The 21939-nt window shown below is 47.1% G+C and carries 17 protein-coding genes; 15 read left to right on the top strand and 2 right to left on the bottom strand.

Annotated elements, in window-relative coordinates; translation table 11 throughout:
* From LLG96_11760 to LLG96_11730, 7 genes are all read left to right on the top strand, one after another.
* The coding region (locus LLG96_11760; GenBank protein MCE5250886.1) for a hypothetical protein at nucleotides 1-494 on the top strand (494 nt) is incomplete at its 5' end.
* Between the two features lie 926 nt (nucleotides 495-1420).
* Nucleotides 1421-2341 (top strand): carbon-nitrogen hydrolase family protein, encoded by a 921-nt coding sequence (locus LLG96_11755; GenBank protein ID MCE5250885.1) that lies wholly within the window; start codon nucleotides 1421-1423, stop codon nucleotides 2339-2341.
* Between the two features lie 253 nt (nucleotides 2342-2594).
* On the top strand, nucleotides 2595-4526 hold the full coding sequence (locus LLG96_11750) for a TonB-dependent receptor (GenBank protein MCE5250884.1): 1932 nt from the start codon (nucleotides 2595-2597) through the stop codon (nucleotides 4524-4526).
* Between the two features lie 4 nt (nucleotides 4527-4530).
* On the top strand, nucleotides 4531-5349 hold the full coding sequence (locus LLG96_11745; protein MCE5250883.1) for a zinc ABC transporter substrate-binding protein: 819 nt from the start codon (nucleotides 4531-4533) through the stop codon (nucleotides 5347-5349).
* A complete protein-coding gene (locus tag LLG96_11740) occupies nucleotides 5334-6134 on the top strand; it encodes an ABC transporter ATP-binding protein (protein MCE5250882.1) in 801 nt (266 codons plus the stop codon). The genes LLG96_11745 and LLG96_11740 overlap by 16 nt, the downstream gene beginning before the upstream one ends.
* Before the next feature lie 2 nt (nucleotides 6135-6136).
* Entirely contained in the window at nucleotides 6137-6922 is a 786-nt protein-coding gene (locus LLG96_11735; GenBank protein ID MCE5250881.1) for a metal ABC transporter permease, read from the top strand.
* A 169-nt stretch (nucleotides 6923-7091) separates the two neighbouring features.
* Nucleotides 7092-7736, top strand: coding sequence for a methyltransferase domain-containing protein (locus LLG96_11730; protein MCE5250880.1), 645 nt, complete (start codon nucleotides 7092-7094; stop codon nucleotides 7734-7736).
* A gap of 36 nt (nucleotides 7737-7772) precedes the next feature.
* Here the strand turns inward: LLG96_11730 and LLG96_11725 are convergent, their stop codons facing one another.
* Complete coding sequence (locus tag LLG96_11725; protein MCE5250879.1) at nucleotides 7773-11036, bottom strand: heparinase II/III family protein; 3264 nt, start codon at nucleotides 11034-11036, stop codon at nucleotides 7773-7775.
* Nucleotides 11037-11745: 709 nt separating this feature from the next.
* On the opposite strand from LLG96_11725, the gene LLG96_11720 reads away from it, so the two are divergent.
* From LLG96_11720 to LLG96_11690, 7 genes are all read left to right on the top strand, one after another.
* The gene (locus tag LLG96_11720; GenBank protein ID MCE5250878.1) at nucleotides 11746-13368 is read left to right on the top strand and encodes a GGDEF domain-containing protein; all 1623 of its coding nucleotides are present in this window, start codon (nucleotides 11746-11748) and stop codon (nucleotides 13366-13368) included.
* A 247-nt stretch (nucleotides 13369-13615) separates the two neighbouring features.
* Nucleotides 13616-15247: a DUF362 domain-containing protein gene (locus tag LLG96_11715; GenBank protein MCE5250877.1), complete on the top strand. Its 1632-nt coding sequence runs from the start codon at nucleotides 13616-13618 to the stop codon at nucleotides 15245-15247.
* Between the two features lie 173 nt (nucleotides 15248-15420).
* The gene (locus tag LLG96_11710) at nucleotides 15421-15654 is read left to right on the top strand and encodes a hypothetical protein (GenBank protein MCE5250876.1); all 234 of its coding nucleotides are present in this window, start codon (nucleotides 15421-15423) and stop codon (nucleotides 15652-15654) included.
* Between the two features lie 26 nt (nucleotides 15655-15680).
* Nucleotides 15681-16514, top strand: coding sequence for a class I SAM-dependent methyltransferase (locus LLG96_11705; protein ID MCE5250875.1), 834 nt, complete (start codon nucleotides 15681-15683; stop codon nucleotides 16512-16514).
* A 93-nt stretch (nucleotides 16515-16607) separates the two neighbouring features.
* Nucleotides 16608-17675 (top strand): radical SAM protein, encoded by a 1068-nt coding sequence (locus LLG96_11700; GenBank protein MCE5250874.1) that lies wholly within the window; start codon nucleotides 16608-16610, stop codon nucleotides 17673-17675.
* Between the two features lie 9 nt (nucleotides 17676-17684).
* Nucleotides 17685-18593, top strand: coding sequence for a class I SAM-dependent methyltransferase (locus LLG96_11695; GenBank protein ID MCE5250873.1), 909 nt, complete (start codon nucleotides 17685-17687; stop codon nucleotides 18591-18593).
* Between the two features lie 274 nt (nucleotides 18594-18867).
* Nucleotides 18868-19641 (top strand): glycosyltransferase, encoded by a 774-nt coding sequence (locus LLG96_11690; GenBank protein MCE5250872.1) that lies wholly within the window; start codon nucleotides 18868-18870, stop codon nucleotides 19639-19641.
* Between the two features lie 36 nt (nucleotides 19642-19677).
* Here LLG96_11690 and LLG96_11685 read toward each other — a convergent pair whose 3' ends face one another.
* Entirely contained in the window at nucleotides 19678-20436 is a 759-nt protein-coding gene (locus tag LLG96_11685; protein MCE5250871.1) for a class I SAM-dependent methyltransferase, read from the bottom strand.
* A 226-nt stretch (nucleotides 20437-20662) separates the two neighbouring features.
* Between LLG96_11685 and LLG96_11680 the strand changes: the two genes are divergently transcribed.
* The coding region (locus LLG96_11680; GenBank protein MCE5250870.1) for a hypothetical protein at nucleotides 20663-21939 on the top strand (1277 nt) is incomplete at its 3' end.

The raw sequence follows: 21939 nt of genomic DNA, 5'->3' as shown, positions 1-21939 counted from the left end.
GGGAACAATATTATCTCATAATCCCTGACCTGTCATTATTTGCTGAAGGGAATACACTTCCCGCCGCATATGAACTCATGGAAAGGGAAAAGGAGAGGTATTTTCAAAATATCGTTAAGTCAAATTCCTGGGATATGGTCAAAGAGCCCAGTAATACCTTTCAGATTGGAACGAATATTAAGAAAATAATGCCTTTTTTATTAAAATTATCGTCCAGTGTTATTGTTATTGGACTCATCATTATGCTGATAGGTGGTTTTTTCTTCAACAGATTGGAATTGGTGGTGACGAACAGCATGGGAAATGTACTATCAACAGGATACACATTTATTCGGGAAAAAAACCATGAATTCAATGTAATGACTGAGGAAGAACGTCAGGAATATAAAATTCTTATACGGAAAAAAATGCTGCAGATCAAACCCTTCGCCGATGAAATAAAAATTCTATGGGAAAATACCAATCCCGAGGTACCACTAAAACAGCACAAATGATGCCGGGACTATGAAAACGCTTTTTTTCATCCCAACCGATCCGCGAAAATCCGCGTTCTATTAAATTTTGTGAATAGACCGGGTCAGGCAATGTAAAAATTTAGGGATCCTCTATTTATCATACAAGGTATTTGAAAAGTCATTCTGGTTTATACTACAGTTCCCTTTTCCCCGGAGGGGACAAGGGAAGTCGTTGCACCACCTTTAGTTCCTGCGCCCCCTCGGGTGAAGGATGTCCGCAGGACAGGAAGGGGGACTTTGAGAAATAAATGCAACTTTTTATAATTCGCTCACCCTATAAATTATTAGAGGTACTCTTTATATATTCATTCTGATGGAAGGCAATCCACGTTATTATTTATCAGGATGATATTGAACAATTCCCCCGGCCGGGAATATTTTTGGGATATCCGGACTCAGAGAAATATATGAAAAACATTAATCCGGGTGAACTTTATCAATGAATTAATTATATGGTTCATCCGAGAAATGAGTACCTGTGTTTATCATGATTATTCGATAGTTTTTCAATTAATGGTGTATGAGGAGAAATAATCCTCATACACCTGATTAGCAAGATATCGGTTCTATGTCAGTCAAGGCCAAGACAAGTTCGCCTTCGGCGAAGCCTTGACTGACAACAGGTTACCACTAGCCATATTGTACTTGATGATCCAATAACCTTTTCTGGTATAAGTCAAATCACATTGTATATACGATAGTTATGACTGGGTACGCATTATTCGGATGAGCCAATTATATATGAGGGTGGTGAAAAAGACACTTTTTCACCACCCTCATAACTCAATGTCAGTTAGTGAGATACAGCAAAACAGAGAGGATATCATGTCACTGTGAATCCAGCCTGAAATTCACGACGAAAACGGTCGCTGCATTCCCGATACACCTGAAACAGGAGGAGAGAAGTGAAAACGTTTCGTATTCCGATTATGTCGGCGTTGCTTGCGATGACATTTTCTTATGCGGCTGCCCAGCAGGTCCGGGTAACCGATGCACAGAAAGCGCTGAAGAAATCACAGTTGGAATGGAAAACGGCCCGAATCGCCGCGGTTCAGCTTGTACCTCCCCAGGGGGAAGACCCCGCCGATATCGTTGTGTCATATATCGGACGGGCTGCCTCGGACAGCGCTCAACTGGTGGTTTTCCCCGAATATCATCTCGGCAAGGTCAAACTCCCCGACCCTAAAGTCGACAAGGTATCCAGGGCGGCGAAAGAAAACCACATCTATGTCATCGTCGGCTGTTTCGAGTATTACGGAGATGGTACTTTCTCGAACGTTGCCTTTCTGTTCGGGCGTGACGGTTCTGTCATCGGACGCCACAAGAAGGTTCATGGCGCTGTCGGAGTTCCCCCGTACTTCTGGCCTCCGAAAGAAGACGATGTCGAATGGCTCATGAAAAGCGGCGACAGCTTCGATGTGTTCGATCTCGATTTTGCGACCATCGGCATCATGACCTGTTATGATGGCTATTTTACGGAATCATACGAGATCATGTCGCTCAAGGGAGCGGAAATTCTTGTCTGGCTGAACGGACGGCCTTATATCGAGGATTATCTTGTCAAGGCCGGCATGTTCCTTAATTATGTGGATATGATCTGTACGAATCACGGTTATGCCACCATGATCGCTGAATACCCGAACACCATCAAAAAAATCTGCCTCGTGCCGCAAAACGATTACATTGTCGATGATCTCGACCTGCAGCAGCTCCGCATCTGTCGCAAACACAGCCGGGTTTTCCATCAGCGAAAACCGGAAGTGTACGGCGATATCGTTAAAACCTGGCCTGTCTGGGATGCTTATGAGGATTTGAAGGAATACTAGTTCCCATAAACAGTATCGCTGCGGAATATCGATAATTGATTCTCCCCGGAACATCATAACCTGATTCGTTTGTAAACGATCTGCAACAGCCCCCGTTTACGAAAATTCATAAAAAAACCCGAAAACCATTTGACACATAATTTAATTTCCGTATATTAAAAGTAACACAAAATATTTATTCGTACTATTGTCTGGATTTCAATGTCTGTCGGTCTTTAACTGAGAATAACAAGGACATCTGAAAGGATTGATCATGCGGAGGATTAAAGGGGTTTTTGTCATCGCCGTAATGCTGAGCACCGCACCTTTCGTGCTGGCGCAGAACGAATCGTCCGACCGGGGGTATTACCTGGATGAAATCACCGTCACCGCACCGCCTGTCATCGAGGGGAACACGGTCACCCGTTATGCCGAAACAGTCAGCACCGTGGGTGAACGCCAGATCGATGATCTGAATGCCCAGGACCTGCCGTCCGCTCTCCGGAGAGTGCCCGGAGTGACCATTTCACGGTATAATCTCATCGGCAACTATGGCGGCGGAGATGGCGGCGCGGTATTTGTCCGGGGTCATGGATCCGGCCGTCCCGGCGCGGAGATAAGCACGATGTTCGATGGCATTCCCCGTTTTTCGGGCGTGTGGGCTCATCCGCTCATGGATATGTCAAGCATCGATATCGCCGAACGGATCGATATTCAGAAAAGCGTACAGCCGGTCATGAACGGCAACATGTCTTTCAGCTCGATCAATATCGTCCCCAAACGGATGGTCAGGGAAGGATACACGACCCGTATCCACAGCACACTGGGTGCGTACTCCACACTCGTCGGAGAACTGGAGCACGGCGGCAAAACCGGTGATTTCGATTATTATCTCACCCTGAGCAGCAGAAAGAGCGATGGTCACCGTGACAACGCCGATGGCGAAGTGCAGACGGGGTATGGCCGGGCCGGGTATACTTTCGGCAGGGGTCTCGATGCCTCCTTCCAATTCATGTATAACGACAGCTGGGCTCATGATCCTTTACCCCTGAATACGCCGCCGCTGCCGAAAACCCAGCAGTTCGACAACAATTCGAAGCTCTATATCGGCACACTCTCTCATCAGAACGGCATGTTCTCGGGCACGGTGAAAGCCTACTATGATGACGGTTATATCGACTGGCGGGAGTGGAGCTCGACGGCGAACGAAGAAGATCACGGGATAACGACCTTCGATAATTCCGGTGTACACATCCGGGAGACGATGCGATATTCTGAGGCCGGTGAAATAGTCGCCGGACTCGATGTGGACAGCTACGGCGGCACGTATAAGGATAAACGGCCGAGTTACACCGGTCCTAAAACATCCGAGACCCTCACCAATACCGCGCCGTACGTCATGGTCAGCCATGTGTTCGGCGACGATATCCAGTTGATACCTTCCGCCGGGGTGCGGTTCAACATGAGCAGCGAGTTCGGCAATCAGGCGGGATATCAGTTCGGCCAGGTGGTGAAAATGGGAAAGACCCAGTTCCACGGCAGCTATGCCCGTGCATTCAATCTGCCCGGTGTCTGGGCAAAAATCATGTATGGCGATTTCTGGAGCTTCGCAAAAAATCCTGAGGGATGGAAGAAACTCGAAGCCGAATACCTGAATCATTTCGAGGTCGGCGGCGCAACTCAAGTCAACGACCGGTTATCTCTTGATGTGACTTATTTTCACGACAGGGTTACCGATGCTCTCCGCGTAGTACCTCCTCCACCGCCGCCGCCCTCGATACAGAACATCGGGAAGTACACCACCCAGGGCGTCGAAGCGTCCGCCAATGCCAGGCCGCTCAAGGACCTCGATACATTTGTCGGCGTCTGCCTGATGAATACATCCCCCGATACGGTGCCGAACGCTCCTGACCTGTCGCTGAGCGCCGGAGTCGGATATACGCTTTTCGGCAAGGTGCGCCTGAATGCCGATGCCCAGCATGTCGACAAACAGTATGTCCAGGGTGTACGGAGCCCGGCCGAGCTTGCCAGAGTTGATGCCTATACGCTTGTGAACTGCCGGGCAGGCTATCTCGTTCCTCTGCGTTCGTATGTTGGTGAAATATATATTGCATTCGAGAACCTTACCGATGTAACATATGAGTTCCGGCCCGGCTATCCCATGCCCGGGAGAACGTTTATGGCCGGTCTCGATGTAAGGATATGATTCAATGAAAAAACTGCTCGCCATTGTCGCGTGTTTTCTCTTCACCGTATCGCTGCTCCCTGTTACCGTCTCCGCGGCATCCGGGAGCCGGTCGGTCGTTGTCAGCACCTCTATGCTCGAAGCCGCGGCGCGTGAGGTTATTCCCGGTTCGGCTCCGGTCGAGGTGGTGAGCATTCTGCCGCCGTCATCGTGTCCCGGTCATTTTGACCTGAGCCCCCGGGTGATACCGCTCCTCAAGGGAGCGGCAATGGTGATCAGGCATGACTACCAGAGCATCCTCGATGAAAAGATCGCACGGCTCGGCGGCGAGGTCCGCGGCATGAACATCATCGAGACAACGGGGTCACCGCTCATCCCGGAGCATTATTTCAGGCTCACGGAGCATGTTGCCGAACTGCTCGTGACACTTCTGCCGGATCGGGCGCCCGAAATAAACGCATCCCTCGAGGGTGTCGGTGCCCGGACGGAGAAACTTGGCGCAGAGGCCCGGAAGACAGCGGAACAATGGCATGGGGCGCCTGTCATCGCCGCGACGAATGCCGTTGAGCTCTGCACATGGCTCGGTTTTGATGTGGTCGGAGTGCTCAAACGCCCCGAAGACACAACCCCTCAGGATTTCGAGAAACTCATCGGACTCGATGCCGTTTTTATCGTGGGCAATTACCAGGAAGGCACCCAGAGCGCCCTGTCGCTCGGGGAAAAAATGAAGGCACCGGTGGCGGTCATCAGCAATTTTCCCGGCGCGGAGGGCTACGGGAAAACATACGAAGAGCTCTTTTCCGAAAACCTCCGCAGGATACAGGCGGCATGGCAGAAGCGGTAATACAGTATGATGATGTGGTGACCGGATACCGGAAAAGACCGGTGATAGGCCCCATTTCCCTCCATGTTCACCCGGGCGACTTCTGGGGAATCATCGGGCCGAACGGATCGGGAAAATCCACACTTCTGCGGATACTCGCCGGGCTCCAGCCCGTAATGTCGGGCAGCATCCGCGTTCTCGGCAATCCGTTCATTCCGGCAACTCATCGTGAACAAATCGCGATCCGTAAAAAAATCGGTGTCCTGCTCCAGTACCACGAATTCTTCCCCGATCTCCCTGTCACGGTCGAGGATGTAGTGCTTTTCGGACGGCTGGGACTCCGTGGAATAGGACGGGTATTCACCACTGCTGACCGGCTGGCGGTCGAGGATGCCGTAACGACGCTCGGCATCGGGGAATTCCGCGCGAGACTGTACCGTGAGCTTTCCGGCGGCGAAAAACGCAAGGTGCAGCTTGCCCGTATTCTTGCCCAGCAGCCGGAGATCATTCTGCTCGACGAGCCGACCGCCGGACTCGATCTCGACTGGCAGGAACGCCTCACACAGCTGACCGAAGACCTCTACCACAGCCTCGGAAAAACCATCATCATGGTTACGCATGATGTGGACCGTCTGCCGTCCTGCTGCAATCAGGTTCTCCTGCTCAAGAACGGCCGTGAGCTTGCAGCCGGGCCGCCCGATGAGGTTCTCAGGGAAGACATCCTTTCGCGGCTGTACGGGTGCAACATCGAGGTACATAAACACCGTGGCCGGTATCATGCCCACCGTCTCGGCGTTCTGGAGTGATAATGGTTTTTGTGAGCATATTCGGGCCGATCATGCTGGCGGCGCTTCTGGGAGGCGGTACTGCGGGGCTGCTCGGTGTTTTCATCGTCGGGATGCGCATGCCGTTCATAGCGGTGTTTTCGGCGCACGCGGCCCTTGCCGGAGCGGTGTTCGGTGTACTCATGGGATTTCCTTCGGAAGCTTCTGCTTTCATCGGGGCTCTCTCGGGAGCGGTCATCCTCGGAATGCTTCTCAGAAACCGTGATATCGATCCCAACGCGGCGCTCGGTTCCCTCTTTTCGCTCATGCTCGGGATAGCCTTTCTCGGCATCGGATTGAGCGAAGGGCCGAAATCATCGATGCTCGGTCTTCTCTGGGGGAGTCTCCTCTTCGTGACCAGGGGACAACTGCTGATCATGGCGGTAATGACCGTCGTGCTCATAACCTTTATCTCGATATTCCGGAACGAGCTCAAAGCCCTCATGTTCAGCCGAGAACTGGCGGCGCTCATCATTCCCGAGTGGATGATCTTCATCCTCCTCCTGATTCTCTCTGCGGGAGTGATCACCATCAATCTGGAAATCGTGGGGGGACTTCTGCTCTACAGTCTCATTTCAAATCCTGCGGTTGCGGCGATCAGGCTCGCCCGTAATTTCAGGACAGCGCTCATCCTGAGCAGCGTGTTCGGCGCCGCAAGCGCGCTCGGGGGATTCGGGGCCGCATACTGGTTCGATCTCCCGGTCGGCGCCTGCATCGTGCTTGTTTCGAGCCTGATTGTGGGGATTTCTTTCGCGGCGACACGGTCATAGAACGGGAATTTCTTAGCCCGGCCTGTTCACAAATATTGTTAGAACGCGGATTTTCGCGGATCGGGCGGATTTGCACGGATTTGTTTTTCTGTTACATCTTTTCGGATGAGAACGATTGATGATTACTAATGATAGTATAAATAATAAATTATACCTGTCAGGATAATATATGATACCGAAGATTATACCGGAAGGCGAAGCAATGAATGAACAGGAAAAAGTGATAGGTGCTTTTTTTGACGAGTGTGCGAAAGAAGGATTGATGGCTTCTTTCGATGAAGAAGAGCGGACGAAGCTCGAGGAGTGCCTCACGCTCTGGAATATTCATCCGGGGGACAGGATTCTTGAACCGGGCTGCGGGACCGGACGCCTGACTGCCATTCTTGCCGACCTTGTCGGTCAGGACGGTGCGGTTGTTGCCTGCGATATATCGCACGAAATGATCGACGGGGCCAGGCGGCGCAATCTCCCCCACTGGGTTCGGCTCTTCCACGGGTCGGTCAATACGATACCTGTCCCGGATGAATATTTTGACGTGGTTTTATGTTTTCAGGTATTTCCTCATTTCAGCGACCGCCCGCGCGCGCTTGCCGAAATCCATCGGGTCATCAGACCGGGCGGACGGTTATGGATCGCTCACCTTGCAAGCCGTGAGACCATCAATAAGCGTCACCGTGACGCCAAGCATGTTATCGTTTCCCATCAGATACCCGATGAACGGGAAATGCGTGAGCTGCTTGACGCCGGCGGATTTCATGTCGAGATGGTGGATGATTCGCCATCACGCTTCCAGATTCTTGCATACCGGCTGTAGCCATGTAAAGCCGTAATCCGTTCGGAACGCCGGATGTCACCTGACAATCAGGAATAAATGGCCCTGCGGCACCGGAACATGGAGAAGACCGTCCGACCCATCGTACGAAAACCGCGTTTTTGCTCCGTTCAGAAGCACCGAGCCGGGTTTTTTCCCGATCCATACCGCAAGCTGAGCCGCACTCCCGGCGTCGGATTCGATGGCAACCTCTCTGTCACGGTAAGCGATTGAAATGGTGAGCTTTATATCGGATTCAAGGAGTGTCCGCGCGACTGTCGCGCGTTTCTCTTTCACCGTCGCGGCGTTTCTCACCCAGAGTTTTTCCACAGTGCCGTCGTCCTTGCCGGTTACCGCAAAACGGTCGCCGTCCGTCTCAAACTCACCCGCAGGAACTGTTTCCCCGCCGGGCCCGGTCCGGAAGAGAATACGGTCGGTATGGTGTGCTCTCACGATTTCCGTACCGATCCAGCCGTTTTCTGTGACTTTTTTCATTGTCCACCCCGACCGTTCCGCTGCATTTTCCTGATCGGAAGGGATCAGGACGGCCAGAAACCGCGCCCCGGCTGCGGGGTTGCGCGTCCCGAGCTGAACGAAGCTCATGTCCTGGTCGACATGCTTTTTTGTCATCCGCGTAAGGTCTGCGGGAGCGAGGATATTCATCCGGAGCTGCGTCCGCGGGCGGGAAATGACGACCTCGTTGCCGTTCCCCGTTATAGACCCGGCGCCGTCCGCATGGAAAATCCAGGTGAATGTCTCATTCCCGACCGCCGCGAGATTGTCGTACATGACGATATAGTCGGGTTTCATGAAAACGAACGAGCGGTTGAACTCCTTAAGCCGCTCCTTGTATACGCAGGATAATTCGCCTTCCACGGCATCGATGATCTCCCCGGTAAAACAGGAGGTGATACGGGGGAAGGTATCGAGAGCCCCGATACCGTTGTCAAAATCGGCTATCTGCTGGGATTCGGGATACGCATCGAGCAGCACGGTGTTGTGCGCTATGGGCTGGATGTAGAACGAACGGTAGTAGAGATTACGGTAATAGTTCACCACTCCCGCTTCGGTGATGAGCGGCTCGCCGTTGTACAGAAACCAGAACGATCCCTGGTCGAGGTGATAATGGTTGGCGTGGGGGCCGCACCGGAAAACGAGCATGAGATCGTCGTCCGTCCATCCCGAGCGGAAGACGGCATTCCCCTTTGACCGGAACCACTGTGACGGCGGAAGCTCCGAAAACGGGCGCGGCTCGATTTTTTCCGGCATCCAGAGGTAATCGAAGAAATCCTCACGGCCGGGGAAACGGTCGTTCTGCCACAGATACCGTCCCCATGCCAGAGAGTCTCCGGTCCGGCGGGCAAGCCAGAGGTGAAGCCTTCTGAGCCCTGCGCCGTAATCGCGTCCACCGTCGCCGAACGAGGGCGCGTTGAGACCGTTCGCGGTCAAAGCGTACGCCGTGTATGTGTAAACCGATTTCACCGGTGTGGTTGTCGTCCAGTCGATGCCGAGATTCCGCTCGATGGCGGCGAGACACTTGACAAGGGGTTCGGCGTCCGTGCTCGTGTATGTTTCGGGCTCTGCATAGCTCCCGTCGGGAAGATATGCCGCATCGATATGCGCCTTGTATCTGGTAAGGATGCCGGAAAGGTACGGCTCCATGTCGGGATTTTCGGGATCGTCGCCTATGAGGGCGATGGTCGCGAGCAGAATCCCTGTCGTATTCATCCCGATGTGATTGGTGATGAGCGAGGGAAGCCGGTTGTTGAGCACCTGATCGCGGTAATGGGGAATGATCGCCTTTTCGAGCAGCGCTTTCCTCACCAGCGCGCGCTCCTGTTCGTTCATAAGGGGATAGAGGAAATCGTATCCGACCGCAAGACCCTGGCACCACAGCCCCACAGGGTAGTATGAATACATGCGGTGAGCATCGAACCAGGGATGGTTCCAGTGCTCGAAAGCGGCAAACCGGAGGAGGAATTCCTTCGCTTTCATCCCCGCTTCACGGTCGCCGGTCAATGCATAGAGGAAAGCGCCGTTTTCAACCGTATCAGCGGCAAGATAACCGGGAACACTCCAGCGCGAGTAGTCATCCCAGGTGGTCGAAAAGGGACCGCCGTCGAGGAACTCCAGGTTTACGCTTTTGCCTTCCACGACACCGGAGATATCGGCGCCGAGGAGCTGTTTCTTTGCCGCGGCGACAGCGTGATCGAGCGCCTTTTCCGCCATCGGGCTGGTACGGCCCGACTTGAGCGAGTCGACCGAATCGGCGGTAAAGAAGAGACGCGGATGATCCCCGGGTGTCAGACGGCGCTCGGGAACGATAAAGAAGAACTCGTCCTCTACCGTTTCGCCGTTGGAGCCGCTGCCCCTGATGACAAGCTTCCACCGGCCTGCGGGATCGTTATTCCCGATGCGGTACAGCGCCCCGCTGCTCCAGACGCCGTCCGAACCGGCCCTGTCGCCGTGGGACCCGTCATCGTAAAGCCTGCTGTCACGGGTACATGCCCGGCCGCCGGAATCATACACGACAGCGGTTACCGATTTCAGGTTTATCGGATGGTCTCCCTGCTCGGGACGTACACTGAGCGATATGGTCTCGCCGCGATGAAAATGGCGGTTGAGTGCGGTTAACCGGAATTTGTCGAAAAAGGTTGTCGCGGGATCGACCCCGATAAACCGTCGCTCCGTCTCGCCGGTGAGCTCGAAGTTATCGATATGTATGGCATAGCTCCGGTGGGGACTCACCGTCCCGAATTCTGCGAGGACAGCGACCGCTTCGATTTCGACCCCGGGCTGAAGGGTTTCGCTGCCCGAGGTAAAATCACCCGGGGTGCGCCTGATGGGAATCCACTGCATGGATGGCGGGTTCTTTTCGGTACGGGTGAATCTGCGGCCGTCCGCCGCGCAGAGGATGATTCTGATCTCACGGGCTTTCCGGTCGGCATCGAGGAATACGGCAAGCCCGATCTCTGTCCCGCTGTTTGTCCGGATGCGGCATTTTCTGGTCATGCCGAGAAGATTACGGTCTCTCGGATAATCGGTGTCGTTCGGTTCGAGTATCCGGGTCAGGGAAAAAGCGCTGTTGCCGTATGAGGGTTCGGATACGCAGACGATATCGGGATCGAATCCGGGGTCCTCGGCGTATGGATAACTCTCCCATGAATTGAGCTCGCCGGTCTCGAAATTGTCACGGAGCGCAGTGCCGATCATGTCGGAAAAGGATTCCCGGGCACAGGAAAGAAAAACAACCGCTCCCATAACCGTAACCAGTAACAGCAGTATAAACCGTTTATGTGCCATCTTGTACTCTCCTCCGGTATGACTGTTTATAAAGATTTCCACGTAATATCGAAAAAGATTATACTTGACGATCCCTAAAAAAATCCACAGCGAAGTGTATTGTAATACAATGATTATAAACAGAGTATAACCAAAAACGCCTGAGAATTCGTATTCCCCGTTGAAAAGCCCCGAATGAACGAGCGGTTTTCGGAACAGGAAGCGCAACTGTTTGAACACATCGAAGATGTGTGAGTTTTGCGCTTCCCGAAAATAGCGAAGCGAATGAGGAAACAGGCTTTTCACGGGGCGCCGTTTCCTTTGGATACTTTCCTTTGGGCGAGCAAAGGAAAGTATCATAAAAAAGTATTCGGTTATCACCTTAAATCAGCACTATCATTGATCCCCCTCGGCTTCGCCGTTTCCCCCTTATAAAACAAAGGGAGAGTCTCTCCGTTCACCTGTCCGCTTTTTTCCCCTCTTAACAAGGGGGGATGCCGCAGGCAGGGGGGATCATATAGTGTCGAAGAAACCATATATTTCCGATAAAGCGTTTCCTATGCTTATCAAAAGGTATATTCAAAAAAAGTGTTTTAAAGAAAAAGAGCGGTTGCCGCAAAAGACTTTGTTGTTGACAGGAACTGTCGTGAGAACGTTTATTATAGTATATGAAATGGAAGCGTTCAAGATGTATAAATATGTTCTTTAATCATGCAGGGAAAAACCGGATATGGCAAATAAAAAATATTTGAATGAACTGGATGCTCTGGCGAAAGCGTGCATCGAAATTTTAAAGGCTCTTTCCGCAAAAGGGCATGCGGTAACCACGAGAGCGCTTTCCAACGCTCTTTCGGAAAGAGAAGAAGTGATAAAGCTCTTTAAATATCCGGCCTCGGAACCCGAAAAAAAGCCTTGTTTAAACATTGAAGAGGAAGTTGAGCGGCTCAGAAAACGTATCGATTCAAAGGAAGCTGAACGTCAGAGATTCCAGAAAATGGTTCTTGAAACCGAGGTGCAGTGCAACAGCGAGGTCGATTACCACAAACGTTTCGCCCTTGCGGTACTGGGAATAATGGGTGCCCGGGGAGACGAAATATATTCCGATTTTATCGATGAATACAGGGATATTCTCACAGAGAACGCCAATCTGGTGCGACGCGAGCAGGCCCTCAGAAGTTTGAAAAATCTCATTCTGAAATATGATATCTCCCCCGAAGGTGATATCAATAGAAACCACTCGTTTCTGAAGGGTATTTTTAAAAAGGATGCCCGTGATATTGCGGAAGGCAGATTCAAACAACTGAAAAAGGCGAGTCTGAACACACTGTCGGACCTTGAAAAAATCCTCGGGAATAAATATCATCCCGAACTCATGGAAATTCAAAGCCGTGTATCGGCCAGCGATGATTTCGATTACCTGCTTTCACAACGCAAATACGTCTTAACCATCATCGAGAAGCTGATCCGTGATGTTCAGACCGAACTGGAAGCATTGACCGCCTTTATCAGGGAAATCATCGAGAAACTGTCTGCGCTGGAGAGAATCATCGATGCAACAACGGAAAATACGGACAGAAATCATAAGGCGGATTACACATTCACCGAAAATTTAGAATCACAGATCAAAAACCTCACCGAATCATTCGGAGAAGTGGATTCCGTGGAGAATCTCAAGTCTTTGTTCGCTTCAAAGCTCAATCACATATCCTCTGCCATACGTGATAAAAGAAACGAGTTTTCCCTTCGCATCGAAACTGCCTGTAACGAACGGGAAGTACTTAAAAAGAACTTCGAAACCATTATTACTTCCATTACCGAAAAAAACCAGGTTCTCGAAGAACAGAGCCGCATCGATCCCCTTACCGAGATATTCAACCGACGGGTTTTTGAGGATCGAATCGATATGGAGCTTGAGCGTTTCCAGCGGTACAAACAGCCGTTCACGCTCATCTTTTTTGATGTCGATCATTTCAAGAACATCAACGACACCTGCGGCCATGATGCCGGCGACAAGGTACTGAAGACAATTGCCATGCGAGTCAGGGAGATACTCCGGAAACCCGATGTCTTTGCACGGTACGGTGGAGAGGAATTTGTGATTATCCTCCCTGAAACCGACTTAACACAGGGGAAAATCGTTGCCGATAAACTGCGGTATGAAATCGAAAATACGGTTTTCGAATACGAGGACCATCGTGTGCCCGTAACAATCAGCATCGGTGTAACGGGAGCCCGCGACACCGACCGTCAGCACTCGGCGATCATACACCGCGCCGATTCACTTCTCTATACCGCCAAGCGAGAAGGCCGCAACCGTGTGGTTTCCGATATCGACACGGAACAGGACGCTTAACTCTATCAATGTACCCAATTCGATAGAACACGGATTTGTACGATTGTGCGGATATATTTTTTTTATCAAAGAATTCCTCGGAGTTTGCTGCGGGGTAGTTTAATGATGTTGATGGTTTTACGAATTACAACCTTTGAATTTTGTTCGAATATCCGTTATTGATTTTACGAGAACCAGTAACAACGAGTAATTAATCAGTCGCTGAACAATCAGAGAACACTTACTCGGCAGACAGAGGGAGATAAATATGTTCAATCGCAGAGCTTTTCTGAAAGGATCCGCAGCACTGGGTGCCCTGGGAGCGATAAAACCGGTATTTGCCCGTGACACCCGTTCACAGACGTCATCGGGATATTTCAACGTTCATCCCTTCGTGGAGGAACACCCCGAGGCGGTGTTCATCATGAGAACCAATGTTGACATCCAGACGAACTATCCCGCAAAAAAGGAAGAAGGGCTCCGGTTTGCCCGTTCGGTCATGCTGCCGGTCGACAAGGGCGGGATACCGTTGACCCATATGATACCGATAAAGCCCAATCTCACCGATTCCATGTGGGATATGGATGGTTTCACCCTTGAATACGGGCATGGGATCGTCACCGATCCGTATTTTGTCGAGGGCATCATCGAGGGTATGAAAGAACTGGGTTTTTCGGGAAGCCAGTTTTATATCCGTGAAGTGAACGGCCCCAGATGTTTCGAGCCGCGCATGTATACGGCGATGTGCAAGCGGACAGGCGCCGATATCCGTGACCTGAGCGAAGATGCCCGCACAATCTCGAAGGATAAAATCCATTGGACGGATGTCCCCAACGGCAAAGTCCATATGAAGATTCCCCATCTCTGGCCGATAAACGCGCCGGATACATTCTTTCTCAACATCGGTAAACTCAAGAACAACATGAATGGCATAACCCTGGTCTGTAAAAATCACCAGGGAAGCATCGCGAACAGATACCAGCGTTTCTGCCAGGGTATTTTCGCCCTCGAAAAATACAGCTATGAAAATCTCGTTCCCAAAGCAAAAGAGGATATGGAGGCTTCATTCAAACGTCATGTTCAGGAAGGAATCATGCCGAACTGGGCAAGGGGATATGATTTCTACGGATCCCAGAACACCTCCGAAATCTGGTGCCACAGAACCGTTGACAATGTTTCCTCGACCAAAATGGGCCTCTGTATCGGTGAGGCGATTCACAGCCGTGAGGGCTGTTTCTACCGCGGACCGAATTCCCCGCTCAACAATACGAAGGGACTCACCGAAGCCCGCGATTTTATGACCAACTTCGTCATTTTCGGTAAGGATGCGGTCCTCGTGGACAGCGTCGGCACATGGATAGCCGGCCATGAACCCGGTAATTTCGGCTTTTTCAACATTGCTCTCGAACGCGGCCTCACCACCGTTATCGATCCGCGAAAAATCCCGGTGTATAGCTGGGAGGACGGCGCAGCGCACCGTGTGCAGCTCACCACGCTCCAGCGGTATCCCATCCGCTCCAATTACATACCGAAAAAAGAGGGTGACAGCAACCGTGCCAATGTCTATTACCTGTATGACGAGCCGTTCGATTATGGGAAGGTGAGCGAGACGGTACCGAAACAGTCAACCGAAGCCCGGATACGGGTGCTTGACAACTGTCTGCCCAACCCGACCAGTCCCTTTATCGCGCTCGAATACGTCATGCCCGCGGATGATTACGCATTCATCGATATCTACAACAGCAGCGGCGACCGCATCGACCGTATCCTCCGGGGTTTTCACCAGGCAGGCCCCGGCTGCGCGGTGTGGAACATATCCAAATTCCCGGCGGGAACCTATTCGGCAGTGCTTCAGCTCCGGGATGGTAAACAAACCGCTCCGGTTGTGCTCAGGGCATGACGGGGACACGGTTTAATGATCCGGCGCAGTCCGGAACTTGATAATACCTGCGAAAAGGGCTTGTGTGTATAACACCGGGCCCTTTGCTTTTATATGGAAGAACAAAGGGAAGTTGTAAGAATAATTTGCCTTGCAATTGGTTGTAATTTTGATAATATAAATAGAAAGGATACATTTTCCGTTCAAATTCCGATTGTGAGGTTATTCTTCATGCGTATAATGATCAAGGTCTCAATATTATCAATCGGTTGAACGGTATGGTTGGAATCAGCATCTGGGATGGGAGAAAAGCGAGCTGTATCTCGGCCGTGATCGCTTTAGAATCAAATCTGTCTATTATGCCCGGACACGGGAACATTTTCTTTTTGCTACTGAAAAGCTGCTGTCCATGGATGAAAATATTATGATATGTGTTATATGCGGCTCCAGACTTATGGACAAACCAGTTGTAAAAATAGGACAGATAAAATTAATTATTTGCAGGGAATGTTGTTTATGGAACTATTATCCCCGCCCGACAAAAAAGGAGTTGCTGAATTTTTACAATTCGAAGGATTACTATAAACATCCCTACTTTAAACTGAGACGGAACAATAAAAATACCTTAGAACGGCGATGTCGATTTATTTTTAATTTATTAAGTACGGTCGTTGGAAATCATAGCTGGAAAGGAGAACGAATTCTTGATGTAGGGTGCGATATGGGTGGTTTTTTACATACTGCATCGAGACTTTACGGTGTCGAGCCTATAGGTATCGATGTCGTTTCACAGACTGTTGAACATTCCAAAAATCTTGGAATTGAAGCATACCAGACAGAAATAGAACAAGCTCCAATGCACTTGAATGAGTTTTCTCTGATAACCGCTATCGACTTGATCGAACATGTACTTGATCCCGTGTTATTTTTTCAAAATATTCATAATCGTCTTCGCCCCGGAGGATATTTCTATCTTGAAACTCCAAATGTTGAATCCATGGTTTATCAAACCGGAAGATGTATAAGCGCAATAACAAATGGTCATCCCCGGGGGATATTTCAAAGACTGTTTCCTCCGGAACATCTTGAGTATTATACTATAAAATCCATGCAGTATATATCGGCGAAATGCGGTTTAGAAATTCTATCTGTGACGAGCCGCTCATTACAGCCTGATGAAATAGCTGTATCTTATCTGATAAAAGCCTTTGTGAGCGGACTGCAATCGTTTGATTTGATTACCGGGAATAAGTCTCTTTTGTGTTGTTTATTCAGGCGGTCGACATAAGGTAAATTTATTCTTTTTGAGAGATTCAATTTTTTCTCATATAAAATGGGTTGATCAAGAAATTGATTACATATATTTCAGCAAATTATTTACATGGAATTTAAAATGATCTTATTGAATAAGTATTTACAAAACAAGTGGGCTATTGCAAATCCGACCATTTTATATAGGGCGGTCCGAGGATTTTTCAGAGCGTTGGTTCTCCGCAAAAATACTCTAAGGCTTATTGAATTGTATCCAACATTTGAATGTCAATTAAAATGCATAATGTGTTCAGTCTTGAAATACGAGAAAAAACATTTAAAAAAACTTGATATTCCTGATTACAGACTTATTGCCCAAGGAGCCGGTAAGTTAGGAGCATGGTGTGTCACTGTCCTTGGTGGCGAACCATTATTATATAACAAAATCTTTGATCTCATTTCCGTTTTTCACAAAGAGCGATACTTCACCCATATTGTTTCAAATGGTCAGGCTGCTTCAGAAGAAGTCATTCGTGAACTGAAAAAAGCCGGTCTGAATGCATTATACTTTAGTTTAGAAAGTATAGATCCTTCAGAGAACGACAGAATTCGCGGTTCCGGGACTCATGAAAAGGCTATATCTGGATATGAGTATGCGAAAAAGGCGGGGCTCATCACAGGATTGTGTCCCACTATGTTTCCCGGCGAATTGGATAAGGCTGAAAAGGTTATTCAGTTCTGTCATGAGCATGGTATCAATTCAAGTGGTGGCCAGATTGCCCCCATCGGTTGCGCCGAGGGTTTCGAGACACTTTCAGATAAAGAGTATTCACGGGTGCGTGATATGCTCAAACAGTATCCACGACTTACCTATGATTGGGCTTTTTCATATTTCTTAAAACAACGGTGCCCTTCCGGAAAGGAAAAAATCGGTATTACCTGTTATGGTGATGTTATAGGGTGTTCATATAACCCGTTATGTTTTGGGAATATTACCAGCGAATCCTTGAAAAAGATCTGGGAAAGAATGGGTAGATTTTCCCAGTTTGCAAAGGATTTTCCCGGATGTTTGTCCGCCGAAGATCAGTATTATATAAAAAATTATCTCATCCCTATATACGAGAAGTGTTCATATCCGGTTTTCTATTCAAACCATCCGTTCATTACAAAAGAAACCGAACCATTGTTATTTAAATAAAGTACGAATATGGCTGATGCTCAATGTATGATTTGTGATAATACCGATTTTGTCGTACTGCATAATGATGTTTCGGACTATGAGTATGAATTGAGCCATTCTCATTTTGCGGTTATTCAATGCACACGGTGTAAACTTATCCAGCTTGATCCCATGCCTTCTCAAGACGAGCTCATTTGGTATTATCCCCCGGAATATATGAACATCCATGGTGAAAGCTCAGTATTCTACAAATATCTTCTTGAAAAGAACTATAAAATGATCCGAAAATATTTCAGATCTTTCATCCCTGAACATGCATCCATCATCGATGTTGGATGTGCCAGCGGACATTTCATGGACTATATGAGTCGTCTTGAAAACGGTTGGGGTTTTACCGGTGTGGAAATTAATGAGACAGCAGTAAAAATGGGTAAAGAACTTGGAAGAAATATTATTCATAGCAGGTTTGAAGATGTGAACTTACCGCTAAAATCTTACGATTTAATTATTTTAAACCATCTTGTAGAGCATGTGGTTCAACCGAAACTGCTTCTTACAAAAGCATGGAATCTGTTAAAGCCATATGGCAAACTGTATATTGAAACTCCTAATACCGACAGCATGGATTTCAGGTTGTTTGGTAAATACTGGGGAGGATTCCATTTCCCGCGTCATACATATCTCTTTTCACCCGGGAACATGACTGAATTTCTTAAGGACTTGGGTTTTATAAATGTCAAGGTATCTTCAACCAATCATATGTTTGGTTGGGCATTAAGTATACAGAATTTACTAACCGATACGGTCCATATATCAAAAACTAACGGTCGTATGCCACTGTATTCGTTAATTATGGTAGCTTTTTTACCAATTGTTCTTATTCAGAAATTATTCGGTAATTCTGCCGGAATGAGTATTGTCGCCGAGAAAACATGAACTTTCTTGAGCATACTTTAAAAATAATGCTATGTTCCCTTGTTTTTAAAGAATATTAATACGAATTAGAAATCCACATGCTAAGCATGTGGTAATGTGTTGATGGCTACGCCTAAACTTATCGGTAGAAATCACGATGGCGAAGCTTCGAATTCGGCGAAAAGCCACCACCACTGGCGATGAATAGTCGAATTCAAGTGATTTCTTTACTATCAATCTGAGCGAACAGTATCAATAAAATGAAAAACATCAGGACATAGAATGGGAGTATTAAATGCCCAGAATTAACTTTTCAGGATATACACCCCAACGGGGTGTTTTTATAAACATGCCTATCCTTAATGAAGCCGAAGTGATTACAACAGTATTAGAGAACATGAGAACGATGTTGGATGGTTTGGAATACACGATATGCATCGTTGATGACGGCAGTGATGACGGTACTATCGAACAAATCGAGAAATTTCAATTAAACTATGGCCATGTTCATCTTGTTAAGCGCCGAAAACAAAAACGAGGATGTCAACGCGGTGGGGCATTGAAACTCGCGCTTGACTGGGGCATAAAAAATACTGATTATGATGTTTTCATCGAAATGGATGGTGATATGTCACATCGTCCGGAAGAGTTTGAAACGGGTATAATGCTATTAAAAATATATGATGTAGCAATAGCTTCAAAATATCTGACAGGAAGTAAAAGCGAAAAAAGGGGATTTTTTAGAACATGGGTAAGCCGTGTATACAATTTTTTCGTCCGGCTTCTTATTTGGATACCGGTTATTGATTTCAGCAACGGTTATCGTTTCTACAACCGCCGGGCTGCTGAAATACTGAGTTCTTACAAAGTGAAATATACATCTCCTCTCTATCTCATCGAAGCTTTGTCTATTTGGTATAATAACGGGTTGAGTATCGGGGAATTCCCATCAATATATATAGGACGGCCTCATGGCTATTCTAAGGTTATTCTAAGTGATTTTTGTGTTGCTCCATTGGCTGTTGTCGATATTGCATATCGTTATCGAATTAAGAGATCGAAAAAGTGAATGTATGATTCATTTTTGCGAGTCCCGGAAAAAATATCATGTTTTTTTATAAATAAACGACCATGATATCGTCAAATCGAATGGAAGAAAGCCAAGAGGTTTTTTCCATGATTTAACAAGCGTGAACTCTCTGTCGAGTATCTTTTTGATAGCATCGACAAAGTTTGGATGTTCCCAGCAGATGATTTTATCAAAATCAATATTTAAATTTTTTTTAATATATCTTCTTGTAGTAAAAAATCTGCCAATACCCCATGTTAAACCCCCTTCAGCAGGTACTGCTCCAACAATCAGACCATCATTTTTCAGGATTCGTTTGAATTCATCAATATGTTCTGTGAGATTATGCACGTGTTCGAGTTGATGAAATGTCAATATAATATCTATATGGTTTTCAGGTAAGGGTATGTGAGTACCTGAAAGAAGGATTTTTTTTACATTATGAACATTATAGCTGTTCAGCTTTTTCTCGGCCACCGTAAGAAGATCCTCAGTCAGATCGATGATGATATATTCACGCGGACGGGTTTGTGTATAACGGAGATGTTCGACATTTCCCGGCCCCACCTCCAAGATAGACCTGTTATTCAGATTAATATGGTTCATTATTTTAAAACCGAGATGATTCACTGTTGAAGCAATTCTTCCCTGATGAAATCCCATATAATAATCTAACCATAATTTGTCCATCCAATAAATAAAATCTTTATCGTTAGCAAATGGTTGGTTTCCCCATTGTTTCCTGTCACCAAACAAACTTTTAAATATAAAATTTGGAAGATATTTATATAACATAAGCCTATTCTCTTAAATACAATGAAATTTTGCAATTTCTTAAATATTTCGTTATTATAATAAATACTTCTTAAATATGTATTACAAATTGTATAAAACAAATCGATAAAGATATGTCTATTATATATAATAATAAAAATGGACAATAACTGAAAAAGTTATATTTTAAAAAGAAATTACCGTTATAGGAATACTCACTTTAAACACAGGGCTATGAAGGCTGACGATGAAAAGAAAAGTCTTTATTTTCTTCTTGGTTATTCTTTTTTGTATTATTGGCTTTTCATATCTTACAAAAAATGAATATTTACCTAATGCAGATGGTGATGAAAGAAGTATTCTCGATATTCCCCATCGATTCATAGAGTATAATGATTTTAAATATCCTCCTTATTTAAGTGATTCATTCAGCTCGGATGTCGTGCGTCGTTATCCACCAATATCTGCTTTTTTTCTCAGGAATATTTTCCATTATTGTTTTGGTTTTTCTGATCAGAAAAGCCGTACCTTTTCTGCAGCTCTTCTATTGTCGACTCTCATGCTTATTATATTAATGATGAGTAAAAAATTTTCATTCAAAAATTACATCTTATTTATTCCATTGATATTGGTGGGGCTTGCTCCTCCTGTTATTGTTGCGGCTCGTACGGTACGTTTCGAGCAGGAAGTCCTTTTCCTCGGCGTTACCGGGACATTGATTTTTCCATGTATGCTTTCTCCGCTTAGCTCGATCAATAAATCAGGACTTATCTGGTTCTTATCCGGATTATTTGTTGCATTGGCTTCGACAACTCATCCATTAGGGATAGTATATTTTATCGGATTAACCGTCAGTATTACTTTGTGGGCGGGATCATGGAAAGATGTCGATGGACTTTCATTCCGTTTCAGAACAATACTGTTTTTTTCCGGGTTAATCATTGGTGCTTTACCAACGATTGTATGGATCGTTAACGGGTGGCATGATTTTTTAAGTTTTTCAAAGTTCACAAAATACATCTACAATACTTTACGTCAGAGAGAGATGGGTGAATGGCTGGCTGGTCTACCGAGATGGAAATGGCTTATACCTGTCGCAGGACCAAATGTAGTATCACATTTAAATTCTCTTGATTGCGGGGCTTTCCCTTTAACGAATTATATATCGGCCTATCGTTATAAGCTTCTTTTCAGTATTGGGTTTTATTGTGAATCATGCATATTATTATTCTTTTTAATTACTATGTTTGTAAAGCGTTATTATAAAAAAAATATTTGGTTATTCGTCAATGCAATCATTGCTGCTTTATTTCTTGTCTCGATATTTGTTTATCCCCATAATTCAACGTATGGGTTGTATATCTCATTCCATATTAATATGACTTTCAGCCTTCTTGTATTATTCCTGTATAGAGAAAACCTGGGTTTAAACAATACTATTTACATGCGCATTCTATTGTCTTGTGTTAGTATGATTATGTGCCTGCTTTGTCTGCATTTTGCTTTTTTCCATGGATCAATACT

Source organism: bacterium (genome assembly GCA_021372535.1).
Classification (GTDB): Bacteria; Latescibacterota; Latescibacteria; order Latescibacterales; family Latescibacteraceae; genus JAFGMP01.
Note: the sequence above shows the minus strand (reverse complement) of the source record. Positions and strands in the feature narration are given on the sequence as shown.